The following is a 17278-nucleotide window of genomic DNA, read 5'->3' as shown; positions in this document are numbered from 1 at the left end:
ATTGACCGCTGATCCGCCTTTCTGGCTTTATATCGTAGGCTTTGCGCTGCTGCTCGGTCCGCTGGTGACCGTGCACGAGCTCGGCCACTACCTCGTAGGGCGACTGTTCAAGGTCCGGGCGACAGCCTTTTCGATCGGCTTCGGCAGGGAGATTTTCGGGCGGACCGACAAGCTCGGGACGCGCTGGAAGCTCTCGCTTCTCCCGCTTGGCGGATACGTCCAGTTCAAGGGCGACATGAACCCGGCCAGCATTCCCGACCACGATACTCTGGCGAAGATGACGCCGGAGGAACGCGACGGTGCGTTCCAGTTTACGCCGCTGTGGCAACGCGCGCTGATCGTCGCTGCGGGACCTTTTACCAATCTTGTCGTCGCAATCGCGATCTTCGCCGGGTTCTTCATGGCTTATGGCCAGCCGGTCCAGGGAGGACCAGACCAGACCAACGTCGTGGTCGCATTTCCTGCCGATTCGCCGGCCAAGGCTGCAGGGGTGGCGAAGGGCGACAAGATCGTATCGGTCGACGGACGAACGGTCGCCAATTTCTCCGCTCTCAGGAACTACGTGATCATGCACCCCGACGAGAATATCGTGCTGGGGATCGAGCGTGACGGCGATCGCATCCGCGTCCCCGTCACCACAGGTTCGTTCGAACAGAAGGACGAATTCGGCAACACCGCCAAGTTGGGGCTGCTGGGGATCGAATCGAGCCCCTACGTAATGAAGCCGGTCGGGCCGTTGCAGTCGATCGGCCTTGCATGGGGCGAATGCACCAACATGGTGCGCATGATGGTTACGGGGATCGGCCAGATCTTCGTTGGACAGCGCTCGGTCGAGGAGCTCGGCGGGCCGATCAAGATGGCCAAGTGGTCGGGCGAACAGCTCAGCCTCGGGCCGCAGGCGTTCGTGGCGTTCGTTGCCTTCGTCTCGCTTAATTTGGCATTCATCAACATCTTGCCAATCCCTGCTCTCGACGGCGGGCACCTGGCTTTCTACGCGGCAGAAGCGATCCGCCGGAAGCCGGTCAACCCGCGTGGACAGGAAATGGCGTTCCGCGCCGGTGTGGCGGTAGTGCTGGCACTGATGCTGTTCGTGACCGTGAACGACCTGCTGACGTTGCCGATCTTCGGCCGCTAGCAGCCAGACTTGGAGAATCGCGCGGGGCACAGCCAGTTTCCGCCGCTTGATCGAAATCCGGCAATCGGGCAGAGGGCTTGCGATGCCCGCCCCGCGTTCGTGGAATGAACCGGATTCGGCTGGCAGCGGGTCGACCGCGCAACGATTTTATGACGGGAGTTCCACGTCAAATGAGTGGACGGGAAGCGGCTGCACCTGTGGCCAGATCGGGTTATCGCAAGCTGGCGCTGGTGCTGATGTGCGGCACTATGCTGGGCGGCATTGCCAGTCCGGCGTTTGCGCAGGACGCCGGCACCGATGCCGCGGCGCAAGCCGGCAGCGATGGCCAGACGGTTGCTAGCGCCCCGGCGGCTGCACCCGCGCCCCAGGCAAACGTGATCCGGCAGATCAACGTCGTCGGGGCCGAACGGCTCGAGCCGAGCACGATTATCTCTTACATCCGTTTGCGGGTGGGTCAGGTCTACACCGCCGCAGCGGCCGACCAGGCGCTCAAGGATCTCGCTGCGACCGAACTGTTCAGCGACTATTCGATCCAGAACAACGACGGCATCGTCACCATCACGGTGACCGAGAACCCGATCATCAACCGTGTCATCCTGGAGGGCAACAAGCGCCTCAAGGACGACAAGATCACCAAGGAAATCAAGCTTTCTCCACGGCAGATCTTCACCCGGTCCAAGGTTCGCGCGGACGTTGCCCGCATTATCGAACTGTATAAGCGGCAAGGTCGCTTCGCGGCGACCGTCGATCCGCAGATGGTCAAGCTGAGCCAGAACCGCGTCGACGTGATCTTCGACATCCACGAAGGTCCCAAGTCCAAGGTTCGCCAGATCAACATCATCGGCAACCACGCGTTTTCCGCCGGGGAGCTGCGCGGACAGATGTTGACCAAGCAGGCGCGTTTCTCCCGCATATTCAGCAGCCGCACCACGTACGACCCCGATCGCCTGGCGTTCGACCAGCAGAAGCTTCGCCAGTTCTACCTGACCAACGGCTATGCCGATTTCCGGGTGGTGTCCGCCGTTGCCGAGCTGACGCCGGACAAGAAGGACTTCATCATCACGTACGTGGTGGAAGAGGGCAAGCGCTACAAGTTCGGCAAGGTCAACGTCGACAGCCAGATCCGCGATTTCGACTCGAAATTGATGACCAAGAACCTGCCGATGCATTCCGGCGACTGGTACAACGCCAAGCAGGTCGAAGATACGGTTGACAACCTGACGGACCTCGCGGGCACGTTCGGCTATGCTTTCGCCGACGTCCAACCACAATTTCGTCGCAACCCCGACGACCTGACCATGGACGTCACGTTCAACATCAGGGAGGCCCCGCGCGTCTATGTCGAGCGGGTTGACGTCAACGGCAACACGCTGACGCAGGACAAGGTTGTGCGCCGCGAATTCCGCCTCGCAGAAGGCGATGCGTTCAACTCGCTGGCGGTCAAACGGTCGACCAACCGGATCAAGTCGCTGGGTTATTTCCAGGAAAACTTCGAAGTCAACCAGAAGCAGGGCAGTGCGCCCGACAAGATCCTGCTAGAAGCCAATGTTGAAGAGCAGCCGACCGGTCAGCTGCAGCTTTCGGCCGGGTTCTCTTCGATCGAGAAATTCATTCTCGCCGCGTCGGTCCAGCAGCGCAACTTCCGCGGCCGCGGCCAGACCGTGGGGATCGGGGTCAACTGGTCGTCGTATTCGCGCAGCGTGAACCTGAGTTTCACCGAACCCTATGTGTTCGATCGCAATATCTCGGCCGGCGTGAGCATTTACCGGCGGGATATCAACAGCTTCAATTACAACCGCAGCAACACCACGTTCTCGCAGTCGACCACCGGCGCTTCGCTGCGGGTTGGTGTTCCGTTGACCGAGTACATGTCGTTGATCGGCAGCTACACCTTCAACCTCGACGATGTGACGCTGGATCCGAACCAGTACTATTCGGACCGGCAAAACCCGCCGAACTTCGAGTGCGATCCGCTGCTCGCCGGGCGTTACCTGTGCGAAGCATTGGGACGCCGGACGAGTTCGATCGTCGGTGCAACATTGGCGTACAACAACCTCGACAGCACCTACCATCCGACGATGGGCACGCTCGCTTCGCTGACCGGTGAATTCTCGGGTGTTGGCGGCTCGGTGCGGTACATGCGGGTATCGGGCAAGGTTGCGCGCTACTGGCCGATCGGCAAGGGCTTCGTGTTCTCGTTGCGTGGAGAAGGTGGCGCGATCCGCGGCCTCAACAACGGCGGCTTCGTTAACCTGACCGATCGCTACTTCCTCGGCGAGCCGCAACTGCGCGGGTTCGATATCCGCGGTGTCGGCCCGCGCGTGTTGCGCGAACCGATTATCAGCGACGGCAATGGCGGCACCACCGTCATCACCGACCGCAACCAGGTTGGCGACGAGTCGCTCGGCGGCAACGCCTACTACATTGGCCATGCCGAGCTCGAGATTCCGCTCGGCAGCGGCGGCAAGGAAATGGGCCTCAGGCCATCGATTTTCCTCGATGTCGGCTCGCTCTGGCACGTTGGCCGGCCGGTGCTCAATTCGAGCCCGTACCCCAACGGCATCAATTTCCCGCAGCGCGACGCCAACGGCAACCCGCTCTATACCCAGACCGTGACCAATACTGATGGTACGACGACGACGACGATCGTCACCAGCGCAACCGCGCCTGACGGTTCGGCCAACACCGCCCTCACCAGTAATATCGCTCCGTTCCAGGAGGTTTTCCTGGGGGATTCGGCCAGCCCGCGCGTGGCCGTTGGCATCGGTGTGAACTGGAATTCGCCATTCGGGCCGCTCCGGCTCGATTTCGCCAAGGTCCTGAGGAAGGTCCCCGGCGACCGAGTCAAAGAATTTTCCTTCAACGTAGGAACGCAATTCTGATGAAATACTTTTCCAAGTCCCTGATCGCACTTGGCCTTGCCGCAGGCATGGCTACTCCGATGGCAGTCACCCCGGCTGCCGCCCAGACCGCCGCTGCGCCTGTCAAGGGTATCGGCATCGTCAGCCTCCCGGCGGTGGTGCAGAACTCCAGCGCATTCAAGACTGCCGAGCAGCAGCGCGAAGTGACCTACAAGGCGCAGATCGACCAAGCGACGACGCGCCGCGACCAGATCGCCGCGCAGCTCAAGCCGCTGGTCGACAAGTTCAACGCCGACCAGAAGGCCAACCCGAACAATCCGGCCCTGGCCAAGGAAGCGCAGACGATCCAGCAGATCAACGAATCCGGCAAGCAGGAACTGCAACGGATCATGCAGCCGATCGCCCTTAGCCGCGCCTACGTGACCGAACAGATCGAAGACAAGCTCGACGATGCGGTCAAAGCTGCCGCGCAGGCCAAGGGCGTCTCGCTGATCCTCGACGCGTCTCAGGGTGCGGTAGTGTACGCCGAGGGTGCCTACAACATCACCGCAGATGTGCTGAGCTCGCTCAACAGCATGCTGCCGACCGCGCAGCTCGTCCCGCCGCAGGGCTGGGTGCCGCGCGAAGTGCGCCAGCAGCAGGAGCAGCAGGCGCAAGCGCAGGCTGCCGCCACCGCAGCGCAGAACCAGCCGCAAGCGTCCGGCGGTCGCTGAGACAAGGAAAGCCGGGGGCAGCGCAATGAGCAATGAAACCGCGTTCGACATCCGTCGCGTGCTTGCCGCGCTGCCCCACCGCTACCCCCTGCTGCTGGTCGATCGCGTCCGCTCGCTGACGCTCGGCGAGGAGATCCACGCGGTCAAGGCGGTCAGCTTCAACGAGGAATTTTTCCAGGGTCATTTCCCGGGCCGTCCGATCATGCCGGGTGTACTCCAGATCGAGGCGCTGGCGCAGGCTGCGGCGATTCTCGGGATCGAAACGCTCGAACTCGCCGGGACAGGAAAGCTGGTCTATTTCATGGGCATAGACGGCGCCAAGTTCCGCGCGCCGGTGGAGCCGGGCTGCCTGCTCGACCTCAACGTGTCGTTCCTCCAGAAGCGTAGCCGGGTCTACAAGTTCAAGGGTGTCGCCAGCGTCGAGGGCAAGACCACCTGCGAGTGCGAATTTACCGCGATGATCGCCGACCCGCCCGCCTAGGGGCGCAAACCGCTTGCAAATCGCCGCCTGCCCCGCTAGGCGCGCGCCTTTCCCGCACACAGCACGTCCGGTCGGAACCGGACACTAGCTAGCAAGGACTTATGCCATGAAGGCCGATACCCATCCCGATTACCACACGATCACCGTCAAGATGACCGACGGGACCGAATTCCAGACCCGCTCGACCTGGGGCGCCGAGGGTGACACGCTCACGCTCGACATCGACCCGACCAGCCACCCGGCGTGGACCGGCGGCAAGCAGCAGATCCAGGAAGGCGGCCGCGTGGCAGCGTTCAACAAGCGTTTCGGCGGGCTCAGCCTCAAGAAGTAACGCAATTTGCGAGCTTTGCGGCCTTCGGGTCGCAGGAGGAGGGCGGTCCGACGGGGCCGCCCTTTTCGGTTCCGGCTTCGCTCTTCCTACCGGGCGTGCTCGATGCACCGCGTTGCGATCGGGCGTGCTTCCAGCCGCTTGCGATCGATCGGCTTTCCGCACACTGCACAGAAGCCGTAGCTGCCATTGGCGATGCGACTCATGGCGGCGCGTATTTGCGTGATCTCGTTGCGCAGCACATCGTCGGTACCTGCCAGCGCATCGTCGTCTTCGAGGTCGATGGCCTGGTCTGCCGAATCGGCCTCAAGCGGATGTCGCAAGTCGTCCTCGATCTCGTCTGCGCGTTCGAGCAATTCGGCCAATCGGGCCTCGAGTTGCTCACGCAGGTCGTCGAAATTGTCCATCGCTATCTCCCCAAGCTTTGGATCGAAGAATAGGGAGTGTCGCTTGCACTTACCTTGATCAATCGCAAATTCGCAGGCGGAGGGGCCGATGCAGGCAATCGCAGGTATCGTTTGCTCGCAACAGACTCGCGATCGGGGCGCGATTCTGCTGCCTTGGGCTTGCAAGCGGCGCGAAACATTCTTGCGTGTGACACTTCCTCGCGCAGTTTTCGCTTCCCAATCCGCCTACGCTATGCAACAGGCGCTCGCCCGTGCCGGAACCCGCTTGACGGGTGCGCGTGCGGCACTAAGTGCCCCGCCTTACGGCATGCACCGGGGCATGTGGCGATCGTAGCTCAGTTGGTTAGAGCGCCGGTTTGTGGTACCGGAGGTCGGGGGTTCGAGACCCCTCGATCGCCCCATTTCCCCCGTTTGTGCCGACACTACACCAGCGCATAGCGGGGCACGACATGACGGCTTTCTGGACCGAACCCGACTTCGACGATCACGAGCTGGTCCAGCTCGTGCATGACCGGAAATCGGGCCTTACCGCGATTATTGCGCTCCATTCGACCCATCTTGGCCCGGCTGGCGGCGGCACCCGCTTCTGGCACTATGGCGAGCCCAAGGCGGCGATGCGCGACGCGCTGCGCCTCAGCCGCGGGATGAGCTACAAGAACGCGATGGCGGGCCTGCCGATGGGCGGCGGCAAGGCGGTGATCCTGGCCGACGAAAACCGCACCAAGACGCCTGAACTGATGGCCGCGTTCGGCGATGCGGTGGATGCGCTCGGCGGGCGCTACGTCACCGCCGAGGATGTCGGCATCACCGAAGCCGACATGGTCGCGGTCAGCCAGCGGACGTCGTTCGTATCCGGCCTGCCGTCGAGCGACGGCAAGGCGGGCGGCGATCCGGGCCCGTTTACCGCGATGGGCATTTACCTCGGGATCAAGGCGGCCGTGGTGCACAAGCTCGGCACCGATTCGATGGCCGGGGTGCGCGTGGCGATCCAGGGCACCGGCTCGGTTGGTGGCGGGGTTGCCCGGCTGCTGGCGAAAGACGGTGCCAAGCTGGTCCTCGCCGATGTCGATGCCGCGCGGGCCAGGGCGCTGGCCGAACAGATTGGCGCCGAGGCGGTTGCGCCCGACACGATCCTGACCACCGAATGCGATGTGCTCAGCCCCAATGCGTTGGGTGCGATCCTGGACGATCGGACCATTCCGGCGCTCAATTGCGCGATCGTGGCAGGCGGTGCCAACAACCAGCTCGCGCGTGCGCATCACGGAGCGCTGCTGGCCGAACGCGGCATTCTCTATGCGCCCGACTACGTGATCAACGCCGGCGGAATCATCTCGGTCGCCACCGAATATTTCGCACGGGTCGAAGGCAAGCACACCGACGTATCCGAAGTCGATGCGCTGGTTGCCCGCATTCCCGAGCGCCTGAAGCGGATCTGGAACGAGAGCGAAGCAAGCGGCACCCCGTCGGATGTCGTGGCCGATCGCATGGCGCAGGAACGCATCGGCCGCTAGGCTTTGGCCAGGAGGGACAAACGTCCCCCTTGTGGCGCGCCGCCGGTCCTGCCAAAGCGAACCCGTCCGAGGAATATACCGCTTTCGATGCACGGCTTTGCCAATCCCACGCGTTTCCTGTCGATCGCCCGGCCGCTGACTCCGGTGCTGCTGGTGTTCGGGTTGCTGATCGCGGGCGGGGCGCTCGTCTTCGGCCTGTTCTACGCTCCTGCCGAGCAGCTGCAGGGCCAGACCGTGCGGATCCTGTTTATCCACGTCCCGACTGCATGGCTGGGCATGGGTGGATGGACGGTGATCGCGGCGGCGAGCATTTCGGAGATCGTCTGGCGGCACCCGCTCGCGGCAATCGCAGGCCGCGCGGCGGCGGTGCCAGGCGCGGTGTTTACCGCCGTGTGCCTGATCACCGGATCGCTCTGGGGCCGCCCGGCGTGGGGCACCTGGTGGGTGTGGGACGGGCGCTTGACGTCGATGCTGGTGCTGCTGTTCCTCTATTTCGGGTATATCGCATTGGCCGAGGCGACCGCGCGCGAAGGCGTTTCGAGCCGGATCCCGGCAATTTTCGGCATCGTCGGCATCGTCAACATCCCGGTGATCCACTACTCGGTAATCTGGTGGTATTCGATCCACCAGCCGCCGAGCCTCAGCATGGGCAGTTCCGCCATGGCGCCGGTGTTCATGTGGCCGCTGCTGGTCTCGACGCTGGGATTTTCGCTGATTTTCGGAGCGATCGTGCTGATGCGGATGCGTACGTTGCTGGCCGATGCCCAGGCCGAGGCGCGGCTGCGGCGCAAGGCTCTCGACAGCGAACGCGCACCGGCGCAAGGGGAGGCTTGATGCGCGCGGGACTCGACCCCTGGCCTTTCGTGATCGCTGCCTACGCGGTGGCGGTTGGGGCGACATTGCTGCTTGTTTGGCTCAGCTGGCGTGCGATGCGCCGGGCCGAACGGCGGCGCGAGGAGATACGGCGCAAGTGAGCGACGACACCACATCCCATTCGATGCACCAACCCAAGCACCAGCGCCTGGCGCTGGTCGTGATTGCGGTTGTCGTGCTGATCGCAGCATCGCTGATCGCCACCTGGGCGCTGCGCGGCGAGGCGAGCCTGTTCTACGTGCCGAGCCAGCTGGTCTCCGATCCGCCGGCCCCGGGCCGCGCGGTCCGGCTGGGCGGGATGGTCGAGCAAGGGTCGGTCGTCACCAGGCCCGACGGCGTGACGATCGATTTCGTGGTGGGCGATGGCAAGGCCCGTGTACCGGTGGAATACAGCGGCATCGTGCCCGACCTGTTCAAGGAAGGTTCGGGCGTCGTGGCGGACGGGCGGATGCAGGCCAACGGCGTGTTCAAGGCCGATACTTTGCTCGCCAAGCACGACGAGAACTACGTCCCGCGCGAATTGCAGGACATGACCGCGGCGCAAAAGCAGGCCGTGGTCGAAGACACTACCAAATGAGGTCTTGCGCCCTGTGATTGCCGAACTCGGCCTTGCGGCTTTGTGGCTGGCGGCGGCGCTGGCGGGGCTGCAGCTGGCAGCCGGCGCGCTGTCGCTGCGTACCGAGGCCGGCGACGATAGCGACCTCGGCAGCGTGGTTCGCCCGGCGGCGGTGGTCCAGGGCATATTGTGCGTGTTCGCGTTCACGATGCTGCTATGGCTGTTTGCCCGCACCGACCTGTCGGTGAAGCTGGTCGCGGAAAATTCACACTCGATGAAGCCGATGCTGTTCAAGGTCGCTGCCGCATGGGGCAACCACGAAGGATCGATGCTGCTGTGGGTCACGGTGATGTCGATCGCCGGGGCACTGATCGCGCTGATCGAGCGGCGCTTGCCCGAGCGCACGATGCGCGCGACGCTCGCTGCGCAGGCATTCGTCGGGCTCGGCTTCTACGCCTTCCTGCTGTTCAGCTCGAACCCGTTCGAGCGGCTCAACCCGCCCGCGCTTGAAGGCCTCGGGCTCAACCCGCTGCTGCAGGACATCGGCCTCGCGTTCCATCCGCCGACGCTTTATTTCGGTTACGTCGGGCTGTCGGTGGCGTTCAGCTTTGCGGTCGGGGCATTGCTGACCCGCGAAGTGACCCCGGCCTTTGCCCGCGCGATGCGCCCGTGGGTGCTGGGGGCGTGGATATTCCTGACCGTGGGCATCACCGCCGGCTCCTACTGGGCCTATTACGAACTCGGCTGGGGCGGCTGGTGGTTCTGGGACCCGGTCGAGAACGCCTCGCTGATGCCGTGGCTCGCGGCGACCGCGCTGCTCCATTCGGCGAGCGTGCTCGCGGCACGCGATGCCCTGCGTGCCTGGACCATCATGCTCGGCGTGATCGCCTTCTCGATGAGCATGATCGGCACGTTCTTGGTGCGTTCGGGCATCCTCACCAGTGTCCATGCGTTCGCGGTCGATCCCGAACGCGGCACTTTCATCCTCGCGCTGCTGGCGATCTACATCGGCGGCGCGCTGCTGGTGTTCGCCTTGCGCGCGGGCAGCGTCAGCGAAGGCCAGCGGTTTGCGCTGGTCAGCCGCGAAGGTGCGCTGGTGGTCAACAACGTGATGCTCTCGGCGATCCTCGGCGTTGTCCTGCTTGGCACGCTCTACCCATTGCTGACCGAAGCGATGGGCGTGCGGGTTTCGGTCGGCCCGCCCTACTTCGATCCGGTTTCGGCGATCTTCGCGTTGCCGATGCTTGTGGTGATGGCGGTCGGGCCGCTGCTGCGTTGGCGAAGCGACCGGCTGGGCCGGGTCCGCTGGCAGCTGGCGGTGATCGGCACGGTCGCGCTGGCGGCGGCAGTCGCGGTTCTGCTGCTGGCCGGGGCAGGGCTGCTGCCGTCGCTCGGGCTGGTGTTCGGCGCAGCGCTGCTGGTGGCGAGCGTCCTGCCGCTCAAGGGGCGCAGCCTGCGGCTGCTGCCGCTGGCGACCTGGGGCATGGTCGTTGCGCATTTCGGGATCGCGGTCGCGCTGCTCGGGATGGCCAGCGAAAGCGCTTTCAACCAGGAAAAGCTCGCGGCGGTCAACGTCGGCGAAACGACACAGGTGGGACCGTGGAAGATCACGCTCGAGCGGGTCGATCCGATCGCCGGGCCCAACTGGACTGCTCTCGAAGGGGTGATGTCTGCACGCTATGATGGCGGGGCGCCGATCGTCGTCACCCCGCAAGCCCGCACTTTCTGGGCCCCGCCGCAGGAAACCACTGAAAGCGCGCTGGTCACCCGCTGGAACGGGCAGCTCTACGCAGTGATCGGTAAAGAGGCCGGGCAAGGGCGCTGGCAGCTGCGGCTGTGGTGGAAGCCGTTCGTGCCGCTGATCTGGCTTGGCGGACTGCTGGTGGCGCTGGGCGGCGCGCTGGCACTGGTCGGGCGGGTCGCCACCGACCTGCGCCGCCGTTCGGCACAGCGACGGATCGCCGAGCGCAAGGCGGACGCAGCGACATGAAGCAATGGCGTTATTTCCTCCCGCTGGCAGTGTTCCTCGCGTTTGTCGGTGTGGCTGCGTGGCAGCTGACCCAGCCGCAGGACAACGACGTGCATTCGACGATGATCGGCAAGCCGGTGCCGCCGTTCAGCCTGCCGCCTGCAACCAAGGATCGCCCCGGCCTGTCGCTGGCGGACTTGAAGGACGGCAAACCCAAGCTGCTCAATTTCTGGGCCAGCTGGTGCGTGCCCTGCGCTGCCGAGGCGGCACAGCTGGCGAAGCTCAAGGCGATGGGGGTGACGATCGACAGCATCGCGATCCGCGACAAGCCCGACCAGGTCGCCGCGTTCCTCGCCCAGTACGGCAACCCCTATACCCGCATCGGGAGCGACGACCTCAGCAAGGTCCAGCTGTCGATCGGCAGCTCCGGGGTGCCCGAAACCTTCGTGATCGATGGCAACGGCGTGATCCGCTACCAGTTGATCGGCGACGTGCGGCCCGAAACGATCCCGCTGTTGCTGGAAAAGCTGGAGGAGGCGGGAGCATGATCCGTTCCGCGTGGCAGCGACTGTTGGTTTCGGCGATCCTCGCCGTTGCTGCCTGCGGCCTTGTGTTCGCGAACCCGCTGCGCGCGCAGGACGATGTCCCGCCCGCTCCCTATGCCTATCGCCAGCTGCCCGATCCGGCGCAGGAGGCCAAGGCGCAGGCGTTGATGGAAACGCTGCGCTGCCTGATGTGCCAAAGCCAGTCGATCGCCGATTCGGATGCGCCGATCGCGGGCGATATGCGCAGCGAAGTCCGCACCCGGATTGCAGCGGGCGAAAGCCCCGAGCAGATCCGCCGCTGGCTGATGGACCGCTACGGCGACTATGTCAGCTACAAGCCCGAAATCAGCCGCACGACCTGGCCGCTGTTCGCCGGGCCGCTGCTGCTGCTGTTGATCGTCGGCGCGGTCTTGTGGCGGCGGCTGGGGGGCAAGCGGTCGTGAGCTACCTGCCGATCGTCGCGCTTGCCGTGCTGGCCTTCGCAGTGGCGGTGCTTGTCCTGCGGCTGCCGCGCGGGGGCTGGACGCTGTTTGCCGCTGCGCTGGTGTTCGGGTTGGCGGGCTACGCGCACCAGGGCTCTCCCGGCCTTGCGGGTTCGCCAAGACCCGCAACCACCAACGAAACCAAGACCGGGACCGCGATGGTCGAAGGGCGCCGCGAACTGTTCGGGCCCGTGCCGCCGAGCAGCTACGTCACGATGGCCGACGGGTTCGCCCGGCGCGGCCAGTTTGCTGATGCTGCCGGGATCCTGCGCGCGGGAGTAGATAAGGATCCCAACGACGTCGAGGCGTGGCTGGCGCTGGCCAACGCGCTGGTCGAACAGGCCGAGGGCAAGGTGACCCCGGCGGCGCTTTACGCCTACAAGCGCGCGCAGACGCTCGCGCCGGACAATCCAGGACCGGGATTTTTCCTCGGGGTCGCGCTCATTCGCACCGGCCAGCTCGACAAGGCGCGCGGCCTGTGGGCCGAGATGCTCAAGAACGCCCCGGCCGATGCCCCGTGGCGACCGATGCTGGCAGACCGGGTCGAGGCGCTGGATATGCTGATCGCGCGGTTGCGCGCAGGGGCTTCGCGCCAGTGACACCCCGACCCGCCCCCTCGCGGGACGCCCGTTGCGGGGTGCGCTGCGCAGTGCTAAGCGCGCGCGGTTTCGCGCAGCCCAGGTGGCTGGCGACAATCGACGATGAGGTGCAGCCCGGATGACCGAGGCGGTCGTAGATACCGGACATGGTGGTGGACACGGCAATGGCGGTGACCGCAAGGTCAGCGCCAAGGTCAAGCTCGCCGCGGGTGCGGTCGGGATCGTGTTCGGCGACATCGGCACCAGCCCGATCTACGCGTTTCGCGAAACCTTCGTCGGGCCGCATCCGCTCACGCTCGACAACCTGCACCTGCTCGGGGTCGTCAGCCTGATCTTCTGGGCGATGACTTTCGTGGTCTCGTTGCAATACGTCGCGGTGCTGATGCGCGCCGACAACAAGGGGCAGGGCGGCACGCTGGCGCTGGTGGCGCTGATTTCGAGCAAGCTGGGCCGGTCGAACTACGGTTGGGTCGCGGTCGTGCTTGGCGTGTTTGCCACGTCGCTGTTTTATGGCGACAGCATGATCACCCCGGCAATTTCGGTGCTGTCGGCGGTCGAGGGCCTGACCACGGTCGAGGCGGGCCTCGGCGAATTCGTCATCCCGATCGCGCTCACCCTGCTGATCGCGCTGTTCCTGCTGCAACGCCGCGGAACCTCGGTGATCGGCAAGCTGTTTGCGCCGGTGATGATCACCTATTTCTCGGTCCTCGGGGTGCTCGGGATCATCCATATCTTCGACCATCCCGCAGTGCTGGCCGCGTTCAACCCGTGGTATGCGGTGCAGTTCTTCATGACCGACAAGACGCTTGGCTTCCTCGCGTTGGGATCGGTGGTGCTGGCGGTGACCGGCGCCGAGGCGCTCTACACCGACATGGGCCATTTCGGCCGCGGGCCGCTGCGGATCAGCTGGTTCGGGTTCGTGATGCCGTGCCTCTTGCTCAACTATTTCGGGCAAGCGGCGATGATCCTCAACATGGAAGCCGCCGCGGCCGCACAGGCAATCCAGAACCCGTTCTTCGTGATGGCATCGGAAGCCTACCGCCTGCCGCTGGTGCTGCTGGCGACCTGCGCCACCTTCATCGCCAGCCAGGCGGTGATCTCCGGCGCGTTCTCGGTCACCCAGCAGGCGATCCAGCTGGGCTTCGTGCCGCGCCTGTCGATCCTCCACACCAGCGAGACCGAGCACGGACAGATCTACATCCCGTTCGTCAACTGGGTGCTGATGATCGCGGTGATCCTGCTGGTGCTGACCTTCCGCAACTCGTCGAACCTCGCCAGCGCCTATGGTATCGCGGTGACCGGTGCGATGGTGATCGATACCTGCCTGATGGCGGTGCTGTTTATCGCGGTGTGGAAGTGGAAGGCGTGGCAGGCGATTCCGATCGCCGGGGTGTTCTTCATGGTCGATGGCGGGTTCTTCACCGCCAACCTGCCCAAGGTGCCCGATGGCGGCTGGTTCCCGCTGCTGGTCGGCGCAATTGCGTTCACCTTCCTCACCACCTGGGCGCGCGGGCGCAAGCTGATGCGCGAGCGGATGAGCGAAGTCGCGCTGCCGATCGAGATTTTCGCCAAGAGCGCGCGCAATTCCGCCAGCCGGGTGCCGGGCACGGCGATCTTCATGGCTTCCAACACCGGCGGGGTGCCGAGCGCGCTGCTGCACAACATCAAGCACAACAAGGTGCTGCACGAACGGGTGATCATCCTGACCGTGGCGATCGCCGACGTACCCTATGTCGATACCGACAAGCGGATCGAAACGCACGAGGTGGGCGATGGCATCTACCGCATGATCATCCACTACGGCTTCATGGAGGAAACCGACATTCCCCATGCGCTGAAGAACTGCGCGGTCTGCGGCGGGAAGTTCGACATGATGCAGACCAGCTTCTTCCTCAGTCGCCAGACGCTGCTGCCATCGAAGAACCCGGGGATGCCGATCTGGCGCGAGAAGATCTTCGCCTGGATGCTGCGCAACGCGGCCACCGCGATGGAATTCTTCCGCCTGCCGACCAACCGCGTGGTCGAATTGGGTAGCCAGGTCGAGATCTAGCAGGCGCTTCGCTTAGGCCCGATGGCGGACCTGGCTACGGCTGGCCATTTGTCGCAAAGGAGGCGAACTCTCGAACGCGACCTGATCGGGACACGTTGTGGCCTAAGGTTTTCGCGGTCGGCGCTGCCAATCTTAGTCGAGACCGTGATGCAAGCGAGCGCGCTTGTGCCCCTGAACAATTCTCGACGGCTTGGCCCAACGATCGTTCTTCAAAGCGCCCTCGCGAATCGCCTCAAGAACGATTTCACCTGAGACAGGGGCATCGAACTGCACGCCGCACGAATCGTCGCTTGCCCAAGCCACGGTTACAAAGACCTCGTAAGAACTCCATTTCAGGACTCCTGGCATTCCGACCAAGGGCGGATTGCTCGTGCTGATACCAGCTCCATGCTCCGATATGTCAGCCAGCCAGACGGCCTGGTCGCCTCGCACGGTATGCAGGCGCGCAGGGAGATTTATGCGAGTCCGAAGAGCAGACCGACGCTCCGGCTTCGTTTGCCCGTCCGGATCTTCGTAGATACCCAGGCGCGCCCATTGGTCGCAACTATCGGTCTCTTCGGTTACCAGTGAACCATAGTACCTGGGGTTCTCTGCCAATTTGCGGCAAACACCTTCCTGGGCAGCTTCGCCTCGAAGGTTAGGAGCCCAAAAGCAACAGATGTTGCAGGCTGGCCTCAGTTCCGTTCCATCGGTCATTGGCGCGAGTTCCCAGACTCCGAGCAATTAGGATATTACATCGCAAGAAGGTGAATTTCGTCTGAGCAAACAGGGTTATTTTAGGCGCAGGCAAACCCGCAGGTTGGGCACTTGAGCACCGTCTTGCGCAATTTGTCTGTACGTTCGGCAATCGCTTCGGGCGGCCGGTTGCACGCCGACGGGACCTTGCGACTGACAGCAGAATGGCAGACCGGCTGCTAACGACCCGATTGCGGACATTCGCATCGCCAGATTGCTCCCAAGCTACGTGGCTAGTTGCAGAGAGATCCAACCTCATTCGCCGCCTTTGCCGACGGTCGCCAGTCATAATCGAACCCGTCGCCAACGCGAAAATAGATATCACCATTGGGAAACATCACATCGCTGAGGCCGCCATGGCCCGAAAAATACGGCACCCAAACATCGTGTGAGCAGCCGATGACCTCGCCGATATTCTGCGCCCAGAGCGAGTGCTGATAGCGCCAATTCTTGCTGTCGAAAATATTGAGCCCAGTATTGGCCGGATCACGCTGCATTGCCGAAGCAAGCATTGGTAGATCAAGCATCTGCTCGCCGCCGATTGTGCCATCGCGCTGATAGAATTGCGCGAGCAGCGCTGCGTCATTGCGGTGGAGCACCAGGCCCCACCCGCTGAATGGCATGCGGACATCGTCGCTTGACCGACGCGTATCGAGCAGCAGCGGGCTCACCCCGATCGCCTTGAGAATGGGTACAACCAGCGCGCGGTAATAGTCGGGGTCCTTATACCCACGTGCCTTGAGGAAGGCTGTCATCGCCGTGCCGAGCAAATAGGTGTCAGTTGTGTGATACACACTTCGGACTCCGGGTGCGAGTTTGCGCGGGTAAAGTGTGCATGCCATGCGGACATGCTCCGCATGGGTCTCGGCGAAGAGAAAGGGGAAGAGGCTATCGGCCTCGTCATCGTCCTGATTGCCCGGTGAGTTAAAAAGACCGGTCGTCATATCGATCAGGTTTTCGAACGTGACGCCGTCCCATTTGGGGTCGGAGCATTCGGGCACGTAATCCCTCACCAGCGCGTCCTTTGCGCCAGGGAAGAGCATTTCCAGGCGCATCAACCCGATCCCGCCGGCGATAGATTTAGCCCAAGAATAAGACGGGATATCGAGCACTTCGCAATAGGGATAGGGACCATAGCGGGTCGGGCACGAACCAGCGTACAGCACGCCATCGTGAACGAAGCCGAAGGTCGTCAAATATTCAGGTTTGACTTCTTTGGGTGATCCGAAGCCCTTTGCTACATCGCCCAGATCCGCAATCGGCCGTATCGGCAGCCGCGCCGCCACTTCATTGGCGTAGGCCGTGAGCGTTGCCAGCTTTTCAGGCACCGGCTTGGCGGCAAACTGCGCCTTGGCCAGACCCCACATATCGAACTGGAGATACTCGCATGTCTCCGAACCGATCTGATAGGCCAGCTGTGTCGCCTTGCCATCCGCGCCAACTGCAAACAGTGCCAACCCGTTATGCTCGCAATTGGAATTGTGCTGCATCAGCGCGAACGGCAGCGCTACGAAGGTCATGCCGGGACGGCTCGCACTGTCCCACGCTCGCCCAGGTTCAAAAATCCAGTCCCAAGCGGGATCACCATTGAGGATCGGGCCGCGCTGGACCGGGATTACCTCATTGCCTTTCGACACCAGCGTAACACCTACTTTGGGCAAATCTCGGGTCTGCGGCACATTGGTGTCGTAGTCATAGGGATCATGCAGCAGCGTATAGTGATCGGCGGCTTCTCCCTTGATCGTCAGCTCGCCGTCAATGGTGTGGGAAGGCGGCAGCGCATCTGCTGGCGGAGCGAAAACCGAAGTTGGCCACGCCCTTTGCGGCACTGTTTGAGTCTGAAGCAGCGCCTCCCTATCAATCTTGGCGACGCTTGCTGACACCGCCTGATACGGAGAAAGACCCAGCACACTCACGCCGAGTGCGAATGTCGCCAAGCGTCGAAAAATCATGATCCCCCCAAGTTGCGGAACTAGGCAATTGAAAGAGGTTAGCTGCAGCTTGCGATAGTGCAAGCAACTGAGGGAAAGAGG

The 17278-nt window shown here is 63.4% G+C and carries 17 protein-coding genes and 1 tRNA gene; 15 read left to right on the top strand and 3 right to left on the bottom strand.

All coding sequences use genetic code 11. The features are described 5' to 3' along the window. The first annotated feature begins 1 nt into the window (after position 1). The 5 genes from rseP (at position 2) to rpmE (ending at position 5521) form a co-directional block, all read left to right on the top strand. Positions 2 to 1135: an RIP metalloprotease RseP gene (gene rseP / locus CJO11_RS05845; RefSeq protein WP_095011876.1), complete on the top strand. Its 1134-nt coding sequence runs from the start codon at positions 2 to 4 to the stop codon at positions 1133 to 1135. Positions 1136 to 1305: 170 nt separating this feature from the next. After that, complete coding sequence (gene bamA / locus CJO11_RS05840) at positions 1306 to 4017, top strand: outer membrane protein assembly factor BamA (RefSeq protein WP_095011875.1); 2712 nt, start codon at positions 1306 to 1308, stop codon at positions 4015 to 4017. Next, positions 4017 to 4709, top strand: coding sequence for an OmpH family outer membrane protein (locus CJO11_RS05835; RefSeq protein ID WP_095011874.1), 693 nt, complete (start codon positions 4017 to 4019; stop codon positions 4707 to 4709). Before bamA ends, CJO11_RS05835 begins: the two co-directional genes overlap by 1 nt. 25 nt (positions 4710 to 4734) lie before the next feature. Continuing rightward, a complete protein-coding gene (gene fabZ / locus CJO11_RS05830; protein WP_095011873.1) occupies positions 4735 to 5190 on the top strand; it encodes a 3-hydroxyacyl-ACP dehydratase FabZ in 456 nt (151 codons plus the stop codon). A 106-nt stretch (positions 5191 to 5296) separates the two neighbouring features. After that, positions 5297 to 5521, top strand: coding sequence for a 50S ribosomal protein L31 (rpmE, locus tag CJO11_RS05825; protein ID WP_095011872.1), 225 nt, complete (start codon positions 5297 to 5299; stop codon positions 5519 to 5521). A gap of 86 nt (positions 5522 to 5607) precedes the next feature. On the opposite strand, the gene CJO11_RS05820 is transcribed toward rpmE, so the two are convergent. Next, positions 5608 to 5925 (bottom strand): TraR/DksA family transcriptional regulator, encoded by a 318-nt coding sequence (locus CJO11_RS05820; RefSeq protein WP_095011871.1) that lies wholly within the window; start codon positions 5923 to 5925, stop codon positions 5608 to 5610. Between the two features lie 324 nt (positions 5926 to 6249). On the opposite strand from CJO11_RS05820, the gene CJO11_RS05815 reads away from it, so the two are divergent. From CJO11_RS05815 to CJO11_RS05775, 10 genes are all read left to right on the top strand, one after another. Continuing rightward, positions 6250 to 6326: transfer RNA gene (locus CJO11_RS05815), tRNA-His, on the top strand. Between the two features lie 48 nt (positions 6327 to 6374). Then, positions 6375 to 7436: a Leu/Phe/Val dehydrogenase gene (locus tag CJO11_RS05810; protein ID WP_095011870.1), complete on the top strand. Its 1062-nt coding sequence runs from the start codon at positions 6375 to 6377 to the stop codon at positions 7434 to 7436. Positions 7437 to 7523: 87 nt separating this feature from the next. Next, on the top strand, positions 7524 to 8270 hold the full coding sequence (gene ccmC, locus CJO11_RS05805) for a heme ABC transporter permease CcmC (protein ID WP_095011869.1): 747 nt from the start codon (positions 7524 to 7526) through the stop codon (positions 8268 to 8270). Beyond that, on the top strand, positions 8270 to 8410 hold the full coding sequence (locus CJO11_RS13175) for a heme exporter protein CcmD (protein ID WP_150124981.1): 141 nt from the start codon (positions 8270 to 8272) through the stop codon (positions 8408 to 8410). Before ccmC ends, CJO11_RS13175 begins: the two co-directional genes overlap by 1 nt. A 23-nt stretch (positions 8411 to 8433) precedes the next feature. After that, the gene (gene ccmE / locus CJO11_RS05800) at positions 8434 to 8886 is read left to right on the top strand and encodes a cytochrome c maturation protein CcmE (protein WP_095013239.1); all 453 of its coding nucleotides are present in this window, start codon (positions 8434 to 8436) and stop codon (positions 8884 to 8886) included. 13 nt (positions 8887 to 8899) lie between these two features. Then, positions 8900 to 10855, top strand: coding sequence for a heme lyase CcmF/NrfE family subunit (locus tag CJO11_RS05795; RefSeq protein ID WP_095011868.1), 1956 nt, complete (start codon positions 8900 to 8902; stop codon positions 10853 to 10855). Then, positions 10852 to 11382, top strand: coding sequence for a DsbE family thiol:disulfide interchange protein (locus CJO11_RS05790; RefSeq protein ID WP_095011867.1), 531 nt, complete (start codon positions 10852 to 10854; stop codon positions 11380 to 11382). The genes CJO11_RS05795 and CJO11_RS05790 overlap by 4 nt, the downstream gene beginning before the upstream one ends. Beyond that, complete coding sequence (locus CJO11_RS05785) at positions 11379 to 11822, top strand: cytochrome c-type biogenesis protein (RefSeq protein ID WP_095011866.1); 444 nt, start codon at positions 11379 to 11381, stop codon at positions 11820 to 11822. The genes CJO11_RS05790 and CJO11_RS05785 overlap by 4 nt, the downstream gene beginning before the upstream one ends. Further along, on the top strand, positions 11819 to 12460 hold the full coding sequence (locus CJO11_RS05780) for a tetratricopeptide repeat protein (RefSeq protein WP_240504583.1): 642 nt from the start codon (positions 11819 to 11821) through the stop codon (positions 12458 to 12460). The genes CJO11_RS05785 and CJO11_RS05780 overlap by 4 nt, the downstream gene beginning before the upstream one ends. A 118-nt stretch (positions 12461 to 12578) precedes the next feature. Next, positions 12579 to 14510 (top strand): potassium transporter Kup, encoded by a 1932-nt coding sequence (locus CJO11_RS05775; RefSeq protein ID WP_095011864.1) that lies wholly within the window; start codon positions 12579 to 12581, stop codon positions 14508 to 14510. Between the two features lie 132 nt (positions 14511 to 14642). On the opposite strand, the gene CJO11_RS13470 is transcribed toward CJO11_RS05775, so the two are convergent. Together CJO11_RS13470 and CJO11_RS05765 are read right to left on the bottom strand one after the other, a co-directional pair. Further along, positions 14643 to 15206, bottom strand: a complete 564-nt coding sequence (locus CJO11_RS13470; protein ID WP_095011863.1) for a PilZ domain-containing protein — start codon at positions 15204 to 15206, stop codon at positions 14643 to 14645. A 272-nt stretch (positions 15207 to 15478) separates the two neighbouring features. Next, positions 15479 to 17182: a serine hydrolase domain-containing protein gene (locus tag CJO11_RS05765; protein WP_169829141.1), complete on the bottom strand. Its 1704-nt coding sequence runs from the start codon at positions 17180 to 17182 to the stop codon at positions 15479 to 15481. Between the last annotated feature and the right edge of the window lie 96 nt (positions 17183 to 17278).

It is taken from the genome of Tsuneonella mangrovi, assembly GCF_002269345.1.
Classification (GTDB): domain Bacteria; phylum Pseudomonadota; class Alphaproteobacteria; order Sphingomonadales; family Sphingomonadaceae; genus Tsuneonella; species Tsuneonella mangrovi.
This window is presented reverse-complemented; position numbering and strand designations above follow the sequence as displayed.